Origin of the sequence: Haladaptatus salinisoli (assembly GCF_020614375.1) — an archaeon.
Lineage (GTDB): Archaea > Halobacteriota > Halobacteria > Halobacteriales > Haladaptataceae > Haladaptatus > Haladaptatus salinisoli.
The window spans coordinates 205381-219988 of record NZ_CP085328.1 but is presented as its reverse complement, the minus strand read 5'-3'; the positions used below and the strand labels follow the sequence as shown (position 1 = coordinate 219988).

Genomic DNA, 14608 nt, shown 5'->3' with positions numbered 1-14608 from the left:
ATGGGTCACTAATCAGAGCCACAACAACCCCATAGCCCACCAGTACACCATCTCCATCGACGACGTGACCCACGAACTGATGGCCTGCACCTGCATGTATCACGTCCACCGCAACGCCTCCTGCAAACATATGGCCGCTGTCGAGAACGCAGCCCAAGACGGGACACTCGATGCCTTCCCTTCGGATGACGAAGGCGATGCCAAGCGAGAGGAGTGTGACTGTGATACAGAATCGAGCGCATACCCGCATCTTTAGGCGTGGGAGGAGGTCAAGCTGAGGTGGTTTGCGCCAACGTTGTCGAACGATTTGTTCGTGACTCTCGAATGTTGACAAATTCCTTTTATTCGCAGCTCTCCGAGTGACCGTGAACGTTTAGATATTTGGTTGAAAACTGCCCTTTCATTTGTAATCTTTTGTTATTGTAGGTTAACGGTTAGGAAATGGACAAACTCAAATACTGATAGTCAATAGCACTCTCTCATGGTCAAGTTAACGTTCGAACCAAGATCATTCGATGATATTGTACCTGAGCGCCAACCAACGCTCGGTCAAGCACTCACGCCGGTTATTGGAATGGTTCTATTCTTAGGGGTTGGTGCAATTGCGCTCGATCTCGATCCACAAATGCCGTTGATTTGGAGTATCGCACTTACTGGGCTCGTGGGCCGGTATTGGTTGAACATCCCGTGGGCAGAGATGTACGAAGGAATCGTTGATGGCCTACGGATGGGAATGCAAGCGATTTTGATTCTGTTCGTAATTTATATGCTCATTGCTACACTCACAGCGGCAGGGACGATTCCAGCGATCATCTATTATGGCCTTGAAGTGCTTACCCCAGGCGTATTTCTCCCGCTTACAGCGATTTTCGCCGTTATCATTGCATTCACCATTGGGTCTTCGTGGACAACAGCTGGAACACTTGGCGTGGCGTTCATGGGTATCGGTGCCGGCCTCGGTGTACCGGCACCGATGACGGCGGGAGCAATTCTCACCGGTGCGTACACCGGCGATAAGGTTTCACCCCTCTCAGACACAACGAATCTCGCCGCAGCTGTGACGAACACCGAGTTGATGACCCACGTCAGAACAATGCGCGTCGGCACTGGCATCGCATTTGTACTCTCGCTTCTCGGCTACATCGCACTCGGATTCCAGTTTACCGGTTCAATACCGCTCAACCAAGTTGAGACGATTCAAACGGCAATTATGCAGAACTATTCAGTAACGCCGATCGTCTTTCTCCCACTTCTCATCACCTTTGCATTTGCGCTGTACGGATATCCGGCGCTGCCATCGCTCGGAGCTGGCGTCTTTGCAAGCGTTGGGACGATGCTGCTAGCACAAGGGATTTCGTTTACGAAGGCGTGGGATATTGCGCAGAATGGAGCTGCCCCGCAGACAGGGACAAAGGTTGTCAATGAATTGTTGGCTACGACAGGACTAATTGGATCATCGTGGACGATTACCATCGTCGCTGCTGCCCTTGCACTCGGTGGCCTACTAGAGCGCACTGGAATTCTTGCAGCTCTGGCTTATCATATGCGGCGGATTATCAGTGGCACGTCGAGCCTTACAATCGGCACTGGCCTTTCAGCGATCACGATGAATATCCTCACTGCTGAACAGTACATGAGTATCGTTATCCCGGGGATGACTCTTCGGGGCCTCTATAATGAGTACGACCTCGAAAACCGGAATCTCTCGCGAGCTGTCGAAGCGGCTGGCACGACAACCAGTGCTCTAATTCCCTGGAACGCTGGCGGTGTCTACATGGCTGGCGTCCTTGGTGTCCCAACGCTCACCTATGCACCATACTATTTCCTCGGATTCCTCTCGCCTCTCATTCTCTTTGCTATGGGGCTGACCGGATGGCGCATTACGCATCGCGACACAACCACTGAGAGTTCGACGAACGCTCAAACGAGTTCACCGACCGATGATTGAGTGCCGTGTGCGGAGGGCATCGAGAAGTACCGGGAGACACTTCGCGAGAACAAGCGCTCCAAGTTCGCACGATTGTTCAAGCAGTTCATCGACTTTTTGAATACCGAAAGTGGCCACCGGTTCACGCCACTTCTTCTTTTCTTTTCTGTGTCTATCATCCATCGGTCTATTAGCCCCAATCAACTTACGAGAAATCGATTTGCCCACGAGATGAGTTAACGACATATGTCGCTGATTATACTATCCCTGCTTGCCAACCTTGGTCAACAATAGCACCCCGCATAATTATATCCTGCCCAGAAATAATACTAATCAAGTACCAATGGCGAAGATCGAACAATACACGGCGGTTGGTCTCTCTCCAACCGTCTGGGGCGCGACAAAACGCAGCGATATACAGAAGAACCTTGACCACATCCACGACAATCTCAAAGCAGCGACGTGGCTGAGTGGACTCGAGTTGCCAGTGAAGCTTGCTGTCATTCCCGAGGGAGCGCTGCAGGGATTCACTGATGAGGTCATGGACATGGATCACGCGACGTACGCAAACAAAATCGCGATAGACATCCCCGGTGACGAGACCCACACACTCGGTGAATATGCTGCAGAATTCGAGACCTTCATCGTGGCCTCAGCGAAGGAGAAAGCTGAACCGAAGTTTCCAAATAAGTTCTTTAATACCGCATTCATTATTGACCCAGACGGTGACATCATCCTAAAACACCGGAAAGTGACGCCACTCCTCCCCGTCGAACGATCAGTCAGTCCCCACGACGTCTGGGATGCATGGATTGACGAACACGGGAAGGATCTTGACGCATTTTTCCCAGTTGCAGACACGGATATTGGACGTCTTGGCATCTCATTGGCTATCGAAGGTGCCTATCCGGAATATGTTCGCGGCCTTGCGATGAATGGAGCAGAAGTTATTTGTCGGATTTCTTGTCCCGAACCTCTCGTTGCTAATGACGGGTGGCGTATTCAGAATCGGGCCCGGGCACTCGACAACACCGCCTACCTCGTTGCACCGAATTTGGGTACCTACTATCTTACACCGGATGAAGAGACGCCCGTTGACACCTTCGGTGGAGGGTCGATGGTCGTTAACCATCGAGGTGACGTACTTGCCGAACACGACTATGGTGCCGGATCTTCATATGTCGGTGCCCCCATCGATATCGAAGGATTGCGTGAACACCGTACTCGATCGCCGCTGACGAATTGGCTGAAAGATCTTCGCACCGAGCTCTGCCAGGTCATTTACGATCAGGAACTCTACCCGAAGAACCGGTATCTCGATGCACAACCACCCCACCATGACGAGTATGCCGAAGAAGTTACGCAGGCGCGTATCGACTCCATGATTAAACAAGATATTTGGGTACCACCGTATCAAGATCGAGACGAAGCTAACGAGTCTATAGAGTAACCATTTCGAACATGCTTTTCACAACCAAAAATAGTGTTTAGCTAATGAGCAAGCAGCTCTTGAAGGTAGGTCTCAGACATCCAAGGTCCGTCCACCATCGCTCTCAAATCCGATTCTATTGAATGCTGGATTGACGAACGCAACGCACGCAAATCCATAGCCCGTGACACTGACGAGACGGCACAGCAACGCGCAGTGGGAACAATTCAGTTTCGGGGTCGAGGCTCCCGGAATGGTCGAAGTGACCAACGAGAGCTACGACAACCCCGCTGACCACCACTACGTCGTCACGCTGGGCAACGTGATGGCGTGTACCTGCCCGCACCACGTTCACCGACATGCCTTCTGCAGCCACGAGATCGGCCACATGGCGGCGTTGATCGACGCTCCGCCCCTCGACCCGCTCTCGCCCGGCGAGTGGCTCACGAAGTTCCTCGCCAACTCTGATGACTAACACCCCCCTGACGCTTCGATCCTCCCCCTAGTCTCTCATTCGTTCGTTTCCGAACGGACTGGTGCTGACGCTGGTTAGTAGGTTATACTAACCGTAGCGTATTCACATTCAATCTGACTGACAACTGTTTGCAGCGATTTGGAGCAAACCGTCCGTGTAGAGTTCGTGAAGACCGTTCGAGACGACTACTGCGATGGGCTCATAGTCTGAGCCGAGTGGTTTCAGAGATACGGAACGTCTTTCAGAGCAGTTCCTCAGTCAGCTGTCCAGTGTCATCGACGACTACGTCCGGTTGGTATGGCCACCCACCAAAAGGATTTGCGTGGCGGTTGAGAAATACTCCTCGCATACCAACTGCCTTGGCACCGACCAGATCGAACGTATGTGCGGTCACGAACATGACCTCGTGTGGCGCGACATCAAATCGCTCACAGCAGAGATCATAGGATGCACGGTGGGGCTTATATGCACCTGCTTCCGCAACTGAAATGACGCCGTCGAGATCCGTCTTGAAGTTCGGCCGAACCGCAGCGAGCATGTCTGGATCGCCGTTCGAGAGGCCGACCAAGGTATACTCTTCACCGAGGTCGCTCAGTGCGGCATCGACATCGGGATACGGTTGCAACTCCTTCCACTGACGAATGAGGTCGCGAACCTCCTCATCGGAAATGTCGAGACCGAGTTGCTTGACACGATATGTGAGGGCACGTCGACTGATCTCTTTGAATGGTGTATGGGGTCCAGGTATCAATGAATCGATCATCGAATCACGAAAATGCATGGCCAAATAGCGTCGAAGCAGGATTTCGGCGTCGTAGTCACTCCCATTAGCATCGAGGAGGTCTTTGAGCGCCGGAACGAGTGTTGATTCCCGGTCAAGTAGCGTATCCCAGAGATCGAAAGCGAGCACCTCAGTCTCTTCGCGAATCGTGCTTATGCCAGTCGTTGCCATGCTGAATAGTGGCAAAGGCGATTCGATAAATATACTGGTTCTTTCTTAATCAGATGTTTTGACTGCCGCTACGTCTTCAAATAGACCCATAAGCCGACACAGCTCCCGACCCAATACAGGGAGAGATTGGCCGCAGCCCAATAACGGATTATTAGTCGAAAGCCACTACCTTTGCACCGCCATCTGCAAGTATATGGCCGCAGTTGGGAATGCAACCGATGACGGCAGATTCAAGACCTTCTCCTCGGAGGACGATGAAGATAGTGCTGAGCCAGAGGAATGCGACTGCGACGGCCTCAGTGGTCTTCCTTGCTGGCCGTGCGTGTGGACGGGACGGAAGGAACTGCCGAACGAAGAACTGCACCTCGGAAAGGAACTATGATACTTCAAAGTACGATACTTCAGAGTATGATTAGAAGAAGTATTATACGCTACGAGAGAGTACGGTCATCATGATCGATTTTCGCATGCTCGAGAACATCGAGATACTTATCTTCGACTTGCTGACTCTTCGATGAGCGGACGATCGATTGATCCTAAGCGTATCCGCCAACCACCGAGCGGTTACCGCCGGAAACTCTGACTCGCGCGTATCGCCGTCAGAATATCACCGTAAGTGATCCAAATCATTATTCCCCCGACTATTTTCCGCTGCATTTTTGTAGTATTATACCGTCTAGAGGACTGGATGGCTAATTTAATCACCAAATCTGCAGTCAAAGAACAGTTAGAAGGACAAAATGTTGCAAGTGACTTCTATGACGCACTTGACGAGGAAGTTGTAACAGTTCTTGAAAACGCCGCCCGCCGAGCCGAGGAAAACGACCGCAAGACCGTCCAAGCGCGCGATTTGTAGCGGTCCGCCCTTTTTCATTCGCAATTTCCTGCACGAGGGTGCGATAGCCTTTCGAGGTTCTTCATGTATGAACAGCACCTCTGATCCATAGATCACCGCACGAACCCCACCCTCAAAGCGCAGGCAACCTTTTTACACCTTCCTTGTGAGTACAAGATATGCGACCGAAACGTGCGTTGCTTGTGCTACTTATCGCGTGTCTCGTTGTTCTCGCCGGGTGTGCAAGTAGTGGACCCAATCCAACACAGACATCGACCACTACATCCACAGACACCCTCTCCAGCGCAACAACACACTCACCCCCAACTTCCTCGACCACAACATCATCAGCGGGGTCACTCAAAGTCCACTACATCAATGTAGGACAATCCGCAAGCACCCTCATCGTCTCTCCAACGGGCGAAACAATGCTCATCGATTCCGGTGACTGGCGGAATGACGGTGAGTATGTCCTTCAGTATCTCAAACAGCACAATATCTCCCGCATCGACTATCTTGTCACCTCCCACGCAGACGCCGATCACATCGGCGGCCATGCAGCCATCATCAACTACTACGAAACCAAAGCGAACGGCATTGGTGCCGTGTATGACCCAGGCATTGCATCCAGCTCCAATACGTATCAACGCTACCTGGATGCTGTCAAACAACACAACGTTACGCTCTACAAGACCCAAGAAGGAGATCGCATCCCATTCGAATGTGCCACGGTGAACGTCCTTGGTCCCCCAGACCCCTATATTGCCAACAAAGAACGCAACGAGAACAGTATTGTCCTCAAAGTCACGTACGGGCAAACAAGTTTTCTCCTCCCAGGCGACGCCGCCGAACACGAAGAGCAGTACCTCATCGAGCACCATCGCTCAGCACTCAACTCGACGGTGCTCTACGCTGGGCATCATGGGAGTCGCTCTAGTAGTAGTGATGCATTCCTCGATGCCGTCACGCCACAAGCAGTAGTAATTTCAAGCGCCTACGACTCTCAATACGGCCATCCACACGAAGAGATGCTGGATCGGCTCGCTGCACGCAATATCCCGACCTACTGGACTGCCGTCCACGGCAATATCGTACTCGAAAGCACTGGTACGCAAATCACCGTGAAAACACAAGCGAAAGCACCAACCGATCCCCACTCCCTTCGGTCTGCGTCACCTTTCGAGCCGGGCACCACGACACCAGTAACGGAGCGAACGACGATTGATGTCGGCGGTTCTAGTGGGCCTGGCGGAGGCTCTCCAACAACAACAGCGCCGACAATGACAACGTCACAACCAGCTAATGCACTTCAACTGACTGAAGTCCATGCTGATGCTGCTGGCGATGACGCTGACAATCTCAACGATGAATACATCGTCCTCAAGAACACAGGGAACACGCCACTCGACCTCTCGGGATGGCAGATCCGTGACGAAGCAGATCATAGCTATACTGTTCCAAATGGTGTTACGCTCGAACCTGGTGCGCAAATCACTATCCATACTGGGAGTGGTGAGAAGACGAACACCGACCTCTACTGGGGCTCAGGGCAGCCAATCTGGAACAATGGAGGCGATACCGTCATTGTTGTGGATACCGAGGGGACGACTGTACTTCGGGAGACCTATCAATGACTGAATCGCCGCAGACGTTCACGGCCGTTCTCGATCGGTTTGAGGAGGAGCAGGCAGTCTTATTGCTCGAAACCGATGGCGAGACCGTCGATGAACTCGTCATGCATCGCGATAAGCTTCCTGAATCCGGGCGTCACCAAGACGCGATCTTCACTGTGACTGTTGATGAAGAAACAGTACTAGAAATGGAGTACATGCCAACAGAAACGGAAGAGCGAGCAAAGGCTGCCCAACAGCAATTCGACCGCCTTGCACGCCGACCACCGAGTGAGGACGAAAACAGCTGAACGTCCAATTTTATTAAAATCTATTTCGCAAACAGTATACAGTCATCCGTTTGTAGCGACTTACAGAACCAAGATAATTCACTCCGAGAAGTGAATATCCGCAGGAATCCGAGTGAGCCCGAGCATTGTGAAATTCTGATCAAAGGTAAAGATATGGTCGATATCGTACTCACGAGCAAGGACCGCACTTGTGTGGTCGACGAACGAAATCTGCTGGTCGTCACATCGCTCGAACTCATCAGACGCTGCAGCAAACACACCCTCTCCAACGGGGAGAATATTGAAACTCTCTGAACGACGAATCGTCTGAAGCGCATCAACCGCCGTCTTATGATTAACTTTCCTGGTGAGCGTCGCTAACTCCGAGAGCACATATCGACTCGTGAACAACGGCTGATACGGAATCGCTTCTCGGCGAAGCGCGTCGAACACAGACCGAGCGGTTTCATGCCGTCCAGCACAAGTGTTTACCCAGGCAAAGAATGCCCCTATATCGATGAATAGGTGGCTGTGGCTGCTCACTCATCGCCACATGAGATTCGTGCTGGTACCGCATATGTCCAGGCTCACGCCGGTTCAGAAGGCACGAAAGTGATCCGAGGGCAACTCGGCTAATACTGTTAACAAAAGTCATACAATCTATCTCCCTCATTATACCGTCAGGACTCGATTTTACAGCAAACCATCATTACTGATCTTCGACAATACCCAGTTCTGGTGGTGTCTCTGGTACAGTATTTTGAGTATAGCAATAGTGGCTCACGGCTACGATTCCATACAGCGTCAGAATTCCTAGTACGGCCGTGCCCCAAGAAAAATGTGCTAGGAGGACAATTTCGGCCCAAATACCTCCAAGAACCAGTACACTGCCGAGCGCAAGCCCAAAATAATATCGATACCATGGCCGAGTTGGCTTGGTGAATGCACCAAGATAGGAATCGAACAGTCGAATCCGACGAGTGGGCTGGATTTTCCCAGTATCACGATCGTAGTCTACTATGCCAGCATCGGCCAAAGCGGGGAGATGTGTTTGATACAGTGAGATATACACTCGTTTTCGTTGCTTGCTCGCGAGCTCTTCCGGTGGTGTCTCATACTCCCAGGCCGCGACGTGATCGGTGAGATCAGATAAATTGACAGTGTGATTCACTCGTCGAAGATAGTGAAGTGCGTAGCGCCGCCGCACGTTCCGCAACAAATCGAATACTTGGTCTCGTGAGAGTCTGGATTGATTCATTGATTAGCGTACATGATTGGCTGCCATCAATTCACCACTCGTTTCCAGATCGGACATGGTCATCGACATACAACCCCCATTCTAGATGTAATCCCTATTCTTCGACTTTGTTATCATGGGACTGTTCGTGGGTAGCCATATGATACGCCCGAGGTGCCATGATATCTAATATACCATATACACCTTCCGATGGGAGTGCGTGCAAGCAGGACGGAAGAAACTGCCGAACTAACCTCGATCTCTTCTATACATATCGTCGATAACCGCTACCGGAATTCACCGATCAGCGAACACTCTGGTGTCCACAGGGAGAGCGACTGAGGAGCGTGCCTCCCACCCTTTTGTGTCACAATCACACCGCTGGATTCAGCTGTTTGTCGCCGATTTGGCGTTCTCGAGAGTAATCGTCCCACCGCTGTCGACCGTGACGTGATATGAGTCGTAGGTGAACTCAACCTGGCCGTCGGTTTCACGTGGGGTACCATCCACTCGTGGCTTAAACAGTGCATCAAGAGCGTCTGGGTCAATAAAATCCGCCAAGACTGCCAGCTCGGTAGGATCGGCGTTGTTACGTGTTGCAACAGTCTTGACGAGTTCCTCGCTGACGCTGTCTGTGATGGGATCAAACTCCAGAGAATAGGGGGTAGTGGTTACCTGCTCCTTACTCTCGGTATCTAGCGGAGTGTCATTACTCATGGTAAAATACAGACGGACAATTTGTGGTACGGTACTTTAAACAGAACACCGGCTATATTTGGTGTCAAGTCAACATTGTCTATTCAACCGGGAGCTCGCACAAAATAGTCTGTTAAATCTAGAATATAGCAACTATCATGGAGGCAGCTACCATCGAGGACTTCTGATTTGATGGCCTGTATCCCGAAATTTCAGACACAAGAAACGTGGTAGTTTGGATCTAACGAGGAGGTACTGTTAGTTCTCTTCGTTGGGCCGGTGACGGGCACGATACTCAAATTCAGTCACGACTGGGAGATGGTCAGACCGATAATTCCCTTCTCTAACATCGAGTGTTCGGTACCACTCAATGGCAGCGGTATCCAAAGTGAAGATGTAGTCGATCCGATCCTTGATTTCGTTTGTAAATCCGTGATAGGTTCCCCATGGCCCGTAGACCGTGTCGGTGTCGGCTTCTCTCCGTGGGTCGAACAAGGGGCTGTCGGTGGTACCGTTCGTCCCAGTCATAATCTGGTACGGGCTCCGACTTGGTTTGGAGTTGAAATCGCCAGTTATTACGACCTCCTCACCGTCTTCTGCACGCTTCCGTGCGCGCTTGGTGAGGAGCTTCGCTGACTCCACCCGAGCTGTTTCCCCGACGTGGGAAAAGTGCGTATTGCAGAACCAGACCCGCCGTCCAGTCTTGCGGTGACGCAGACTCGCCCACGTCGTCACACGCGGAAGATCGGCGTCCCATCCGACACTTGGCTCGGCAGGTGTTTCCGAGAGCCAAAACGCGCCGGTCTCAACTGCGCGAAATCGGTCGGGGTGCCATGCGACGGGTACCATCTCACCTTCCCGGTCACCATCTTCTCGGCCAACACCATACCACTCGTACTCAGCAACCTCTTTTCGAAGGTCGTCATACTGATTTGGCTGGGCCTCTTGCACGCCGAGAAGACCTGGCTTAATATCGGTGATTGTCTCAACGACACGACTCAACCGTTCGTCCCACGAATACTCATCGTCAGGGTTGTCATAGCGAATATTAAACGAACATGCCCTGAGGCGGGTTGGGTGGGTGTTGGACATAGATGAATCGTCGGTTCGGTCTGTGTTCTCTTGGTTGGTTGCGTCCTCGGTTGCTGATCCAGTCGCTGATCCAAGTGCGACTCCAGTTGTGGTTACTCCTGTCCGTTGGAGGAACGTTCGCCGTGAGAAGTCATCGAACATTGCGTTTCTCCCTTCCCCAGATATCATTAAACCGTTTATAATTCGCGTAAATAACCCTATTTTGTCTCACCGAGAGATCCCCAATCGTATCTCTCGATTACTCCAGTGAACTACTCGATCAGTAACTTTGAAAACACGCAAACAAGTTGAATAAACAAATTCTTGATGGAGTGGTATTCATAGAGGTATTTACGCAACAGAAAATGTATTATAAAGGTATTCAAATGGCCGACGGCATCCTTCAGTTGCCCTTGGACGTGAGGGCAACCAGCCGAGAAGAAGTCAGGCTCAATAGGTTCGAGACCTGTTTCCACCGGCACGAAGCGTCCTGGTATTATCAGCCCCGCCGTACTCCATGGTCATATCATGGCTCACCCTAAGGGAGCGCACTCCGCTCCCTTCACACTCCCTCGTTACCTCTCGTTAAGCTAATGGCATTCCATTGTCCACTTCCGATAACCGTGTCACTTGTTTTTCCTTTCGTTACTTGCCCACTGCAACCTGTATCTCTTCACCCGGACGCAGTTCCTTTCAGAGGACAAAGTGATGGTTACGATAGCTCTCTCCGATGAGGTTTGCTCAAGTCTATTTTCGGCGTACACGACTGAACCGTTCCGGGACCAAACCCACATTCTACAGAATATTATTTCTCGTATATAGAAGAATTATAAACGGATTTTACAAACGCATGCATTCGCGAAACCGATGTCAGAGACGCACACAGAGAGCGCCACAGAATCGAATCAGCGGAACGTACCGTCTGCAACGCGACGCCAAACGCTGGCGTTCCTCGGCGGCCTTGGCGGACTGGGGCTCACGACAAGTCACCGAACTGCAGCGCAGCGTGCGAGTGAAAGGGGCGAACCAACTGTTGACCCTGACACTGAGTTTAGTATCGCAATATTCCCGGATACACAGTACTACGCAGAGCAAGCTAATGGCATCTTCGAGCAGATGGGGCAGTGGGTCGCCGATAATAAGGAGCGGTACAATATCCAGATGTTCCTGCACGAAGGGGACATCGTGCAGAATTACGGGTCAGATAACGATTCCGAGTGGGATATTGCCCAAGATGCGATCGGCAGGATGGACGATGCGAATGTCCCAACCGTGCTGTCTCTTGGAAACCACGATGCGGACAATATCCGAAATCCGCAAACCTTCCGCAGTCGGTTCCCGGCGACCCGCTACAAGGAAACCACACAGAGCAACGAGACGATTCTCGACTGGGGGACGTTCGAGGGATATGCCGAAAACGCGTATTTCCTCCAAGAGATCCATGGAGAGCGATTTCTCTTCCTCACGTTGGAGTTCGGGCCGCGCGACGCGGCGTTGAAATGGGCCGGGCAGCTTCTGAAAACCTATACTGACGCGACCGCGATTCTCGTCACGCATACATACACGTATCACGACGGTACCCGAACGGATGCAAACGACAATTTCGCCCCGAATTGGTACGAAGGTGGGGGCCTCCCTGAGGGCAGCAATTATAATAACGGAGAGCAGATGTGGCAATCTGAATTGCGGTACCACGAGAACTTAGCGAATGTACACTCTGGGCACCACATCACTGGCCCATACGTTGCACGAAAAACCGCCCGTGCAGAAGGCAATCGTACCACTCAGATGTTCATGGATTACCAAACGATTGACAATGGTGGTGATGGGTGGTTCCGCCTCTTGACGGTAAACACACAGACGTACGAGGCGGAGATTAACACGTATTCACCGTACCTCGAGAAGTGGAGTGACAACGAAGAGGAGTCATTCGAGTTTAATCTCTACCCGTACAAGAAAGGCGCATAAGGATCAGAACTCGATAGTGAGTTAGGCAATCGAGGTGTAGAAAATCATCTCGCATGGTGTGATGAAGATTGGATAACGTTGCCATTGTCGACGCTTCCCTCGAAGCAATCATTCATCACTACGACCGGTTATTGAGAAGGACATAGACTCGTGAACAAATCCGTATTCATATTATAAATCTACTTTTTGGTGCCCTAACGGCTCCTTCCTATGGTGTCCGATCGACTCCAAACGCTGAACCGGCGCACGTTCGTGGGAGCCAGCGCAGCTATTGCAAGTACGGCGATGACTGGTCTTGGGACAGCTCACGAAGTAGACGATAAAGAGCAAGAGGATGATAACGAGAACGGTGATGACCTTACAGATATTGCCCACCGTGGCTATATGGGCCAGTATCCAGAAAATACACTTCTTGCGTTCGAAGAGGCGTCGCAAACCGCCGACATGATCGAACTTGACGTCATGCCGTGCAAAGAGGGCGACGTTGTCGTCTTCCACGACGAGAAACTCAGCAGCCGTGATGGCGGAACTCGTGGTCTCACCGATGTAGATGGCTACGTCTGGAAGACACCTTGCGAGACAGTACACGACGCAGAAGTGCTCGACAGTGGGGAGACTATTCCGCTTCTCTCAGAGGCCTTGGAGACCATCCCTGACGATGTTGCTGTCAACATCGAGTTCAAGAACCCTGGCTCGTCTGACGTGAAATCCTCGACGAATCTCTCGGGCGACGAACTCGAAAAAGGAAAAGACCGCTGGCGGTCGTTCACCGAGAAAACCCTCGAAATCGCTACGGAGTACAACAATGACATTCTCGTCTCATCGTTCTACGAAGCGGCCATCGCCACCGTCCGAGAAACTGATTCGAGCATCCCTGTAGGCTACCTGTTCTGGGATTCTATCGAACGCGGCCTTGACATCGCTCGTGAGTACGACTGTGAAGCACTCCACCCACCATACAATATGGTGAAAGGCTCACCCTACTTCAACGACGACTACTATATCGACGACCCGGACTTTGCGGATATCGACCTCGTCGAGATAGCCCACGAAGAGGGGCGTGCAGTCAACGTCTACACCCTCGATACGTGGTATCAAACTGACGAACTCGTGGAGGCAGGTGTTGACGGTGTCATCGTCAACTACCCGAATCTGCTTTGAGTGCGTTGTTGCCTTCGAATTTCAGCCAACTATCTCTTTTTGTGCGTCTCAAGAGGTGCCAGTAAGATGAACCAGCGACCAACAAGCAATTGATCGAGAGGGAGTACGAGTAGCTCTATAGCAGTATATATTGGAATTACAAACGTTCAAATTACCGCCCGTCACTCACTACAATGCCGAGTATTCACACTAGTCGCCGGTTCTCTAGAGGAGTCAGATTACGCCACAACACGTGCTATGACAACAGCCAATCAAAGCAGGACGTTCGAAGCGGACGAATCGATTTTCGAGGAATATATACTGGATGTCCGGATTATCGAATCACAGTGTCCAGATGAGGACAGAACACGGTATCGGTTTGAAGCGCCTGGTCATACGGAGATTTACTTCGACGATCCAGACTTGGCGAAACTGTACACTGACATCTACTTCGACGTAAACGGGTTTGAAGAAGCCGGCACGGGTGACCGTGGCGTCCCACCAGAGATAATTCAAGCTGGCCGAGATACACTGGCCGCGTACTTTCTTACACAACCGTACACGGACATCAACTGGGTTGCGTCATTTTACGGGAAGAATCCTACGAAAATCGAACGATATGTGGCTGCAGTTCAAAAGCGTGCGCAAGAAATCCGTGCCGGTGCGAAGGAACACGGAATAAAATAGCTCTTCGACTCTTTCGACCATCAAGTACCGTTGGAACTATTGGCCGCTTGTGGATCGAGACGATTAACCTGCATCGATACGGGGCGGCGATGCGCATGCTCGTCACGGCCGATTTATTCTGCATCTTAAATCGAGTCTAGTTCTTATAGATTGATAGAGATAGATTCGGAACCGACTAGCGTTCAAACCATCCATTTCCAGTAGCCATAGCTACTTTCGCGACCCTATTTTCTACCTATCAATAATATCAGCGACAGGTACAGAGGAAGCAGTAACTCTCGGTTTTGGTAT

14 protein-coding genes are annotated in these 14608 nt (G+C 51.4%); 9 read left to right on the top strand and 5 right to left on the bottom strand.

The genetic code is table 11. The annotated features are described in order from the left end of the window. Positions 1-481: 481 nt before the first annotated feature. The 3 genes from arcD to LIX00_RS16805 all read left to right on the top strand — a co-directional run bounded on the left by arcD (position 482) and on the right by LIX00_RS16805 (position 3831). Positions 482-1948 (top strand): arginine/ornithine antiporter ArcD, encoded by a 1467-nt coding sequence (arcD, locus tag LIX00_RS16815; protein ID WP_227356134.1) that lies wholly within the window; start codon positions 482-484, stop codon positions 1946-1948. Between the two features lie 322 nt (positions 1949-2270). Next, the gene (locus LIX00_RS16810) at positions 2271-3377 is read left to right on the top strand and encodes a nitrilase-related carbon-nitrogen hydrolase (protein WP_227356133.1); all 1107 of its coding nucleotides are present in this window, start codon (positions 2271-2273) and stop codon (positions 3375-3377) included. A gap of 232 nt (positions 3378-3609) precedes the next feature. Beyond that, positions 3610-3831: a hypothetical protein gene (locus LIX00_RS16805; RefSeq protein WP_227356132.1), complete on the top strand. Its 222-nt coding sequence runs from the start codon at positions 3610-3612 to the stop codon at positions 3829-3831. A 241-nt stretch (positions 3832-4072) separates the two neighbouring features. On the opposite strand, the gene LIX00_RS16800 is transcribed toward LIX00_RS16805, so the two are convergent. Further along, a complete protein-coding gene (locus LIX00_RS16800; RefSeq protein WP_227356131.1) occupies positions 4073-4783 on the bottom strand; it encodes a haloacid dehalogenase type II in 711 nt (236 codons plus the stop codon). A gap of 688 nt (positions 4784-5471) precedes the next feature. Here LIX00_RS16800 and LIX00_RS16795 point away from each other — a divergent pair. From LIX00_RS16795 to LIX00_RS16785, 3 genes are all read left to right on the top strand, one after another. Further along, on the top strand, positions 5472-5639 hold the full coding sequence (locus tag LIX00_RS16795; protein ID WP_227356130.1) for a DUF1931 domain-containing protein: 168 nt from the start codon (positions 5472-5474) through the stop codon (positions 5637-5639). A 158-nt stretch (positions 5640-5797) separates the two neighbouring features. After that, a complete protein-coding gene (locus LIX00_RS16790; protein ID WP_227356129.1) occupies positions 5798-7252 on the top strand; it encodes a lamin tail domain-containing protein in 1455 nt (484 codons plus the stop codon). Further along, complete coding sequence (locus LIX00_RS16785; protein WP_227356128.1) at positions 7249-7539, top strand: DUF3006 domain-containing protein; 291 nt, start codon at positions 7249-7251, stop codon at positions 7537-7539. Before LIX00_RS16790 ends, LIX00_RS16785 begins: the two co-directional genes overlap by 4 nt. A 78-nt stretch (positions 7540-7617) precedes the next feature. Here the strand turns inward: LIX00_RS16785 and LIX00_RS16780 are convergent, their stop codons facing one another. The 4 genes from LIX00_RS16780 to LIX00_RS16770 all read right to left on the bottom strand — a co-directional run bounded on the left by LIX00_RS16780 (position 7618) and on the right by LIX00_RS16770 (position 10684). Then, positions 7618-8061: a type II toxin-antitoxin system VapC family toxin gene (locus tag LIX00_RS16780; protein ID WP_227356127.1), complete on the bottom strand. Its 444-nt coding sequence runs from the start codon at positions 8059-8061 to the stop codon at positions 7618-7620. 166 nt (positions 8062-8227) lie between these two features. Then, on the bottom strand, positions 8228-8776 hold the full coding sequence (locus LIX00_RS26335; RefSeq protein WP_438267090.1) for a DUF7344 domain-containing protein: 549 nt from the start codon (positions 8774-8776) through the stop codon (positions 8228-8230). Positions 8777-9142: 366 nt separating this feature from the next. Beyond that, the gene (gene ddfA / locus LIX00_RS16775; RefSeq protein WP_227356126.1) at positions 9143-9472 is read right to left on the bottom strand and encodes a DdfA family disk-determining factor; all 330 of its coding nucleotides are present in this window, start codon (positions 9470-9472) and stop codon (positions 9143-9145) included. Between the two features lie 237 nt (positions 9473-9709). After that, entirely contained in the window at positions 9710-10684 is a 975-nt protein-coding gene (locus tag LIX00_RS16770; RefSeq protein ID WP_227356125.1) for an endonuclease/exonuclease/phosphatase family protein, read from the bottom strand. 705 nt (positions 10685-11389) lie between these two features. On the opposite strand from LIX00_RS16770, the gene LIX00_RS16765 reads away from it, so the two are divergent. The 3 genes from LIX00_RS16765 (at position 11390) to LIX00_RS16755 (ending at position 14317) form a co-directional block, all read left to right on the top strand. Next, a complete protein-coding gene (locus tag LIX00_RS16765) occupies positions 11390-12490 on the top strand; it encodes a metallophosphoesterase (protein WP_227356124.1) in 1101 nt (366 codons plus the stop codon). 210 nt (positions 12491-12700) lie between these two features. After that, positions 12701-13651, top strand: a complete 951-nt coding sequence (locus tag LIX00_RS16760) for a glycerophosphodiester phosphodiesterase (protein WP_227356123.1) — start codon at positions 12701-12703, stop codon at positions 13649-13651. Between the two features lie 237 nt (positions 13652-13888). Then, on the top strand, positions 13889-14317 hold the full coding sequence (locus LIX00_RS16755) for a hypothetical protein (RefSeq protein WP_227356122.1): 429 nt from the start codon (positions 13889-13891) through the stop codon (positions 14315-14317). The last annotated feature ends 291 nt before the right edge of the window (positions 14318-14608 follow it).

What these genes read in the sequence shown, in the direction of transcription:
- arcD (WP_227356134.1), top strand. Translation starts at nt 482, where the DNA reads ATGGTCAAGTTAACGTTCGAACCAAGATCATTCGATGATATTGTACCT.
- LIX00_RS16810 (WP_227356133.1), top strand. Translation starts at nt 2,271, where the DNA reads ATGGCGAAGATCGAACAATACACGGCGGTTGGTCTCTCTCCAACCGTC.
- LIX00_RS16805 (WP_227356132.1), top strand. Translation starts at nt 3,610, where the DNA reads ATGGTCGAAGTGACCAACGAGAGCTACGACAACCCCGCTGACCACCAC.
- LIX00_RS16800 (WP_227356131.1), bottom strand. Translation starts at nt 4,783, where the DNA reads ATGGCAACGACTGGCATAAGCACGATTCGCGAAGAGACTGAGGTGCTC.
- LIX00_RS16795 (WP_227356130.1), top strand. Translation starts at nt 5,472, where the DNA reads ATGGCTAATTTAATCACCAAATCTGCAGTCAAAGAACAGTTAGAAGGA.
- LIX00_RS16790 (WP_227356129.1), top strand. Translation starts at nt 5,798, where the DNA reads ATGCGACCGAAACGTGCGTTGCTTGTGCTACTTATCGCGTGTCTCGTT.
- LIX00_RS16785 (WP_227356128.1), top strand. Translation starts at nt 7,249, where the DNA reads ATGACTGAATCGCCGCAGACGTTCACGGCCGTTCTCGATCGGTTTGAG.
- LIX00_RS26335 (WP_438267090.1), bottom strand. Translation starts at nt 8,776, where the DNA reads ATGAATCAATCCAGACTCTCACGAGACCAAGTATTCGATTTGTTGCGG.
- ddfA (WP_227356126.1), bottom strand. Translation starts at nt 9,472, where the DNA reads ATGAGTAATGACACTCCGCTAGATACCGAGAGTAAGGAGCAGGTAACC.
- LIX00_RS16770 (WP_227356125.1), bottom strand. Translation starts at nt 10,684, where the DNA reads ATGTTCGATGACTTCTCACGGCGAACGTTCCTCCAACGGACAGGAGTA.
- LIX00_RS16765 (WP_227356124.1), top strand. Translation starts at nt 11,390, where the DNA reads ATGTCAGAGACGCACACAGAGAGCGCCACAGAATCGAATCAGCGGAAC.
- LIX00_RS16760 (WP_227356123.1), top strand. Translation starts at nt 12,701, where the DNA reads ATGGTGTCCGATCGACTCCAAACGCTGAACCGGCGCACGTTCGTGGGA.
- LIX00_RS16755 (WP_227356122.1), top strand. Translation starts at nt 13,889, where the DNA reads ATGACAACAGCCAATCAAAGCAGGACGTTCGAAGCGGACGAATCGATT.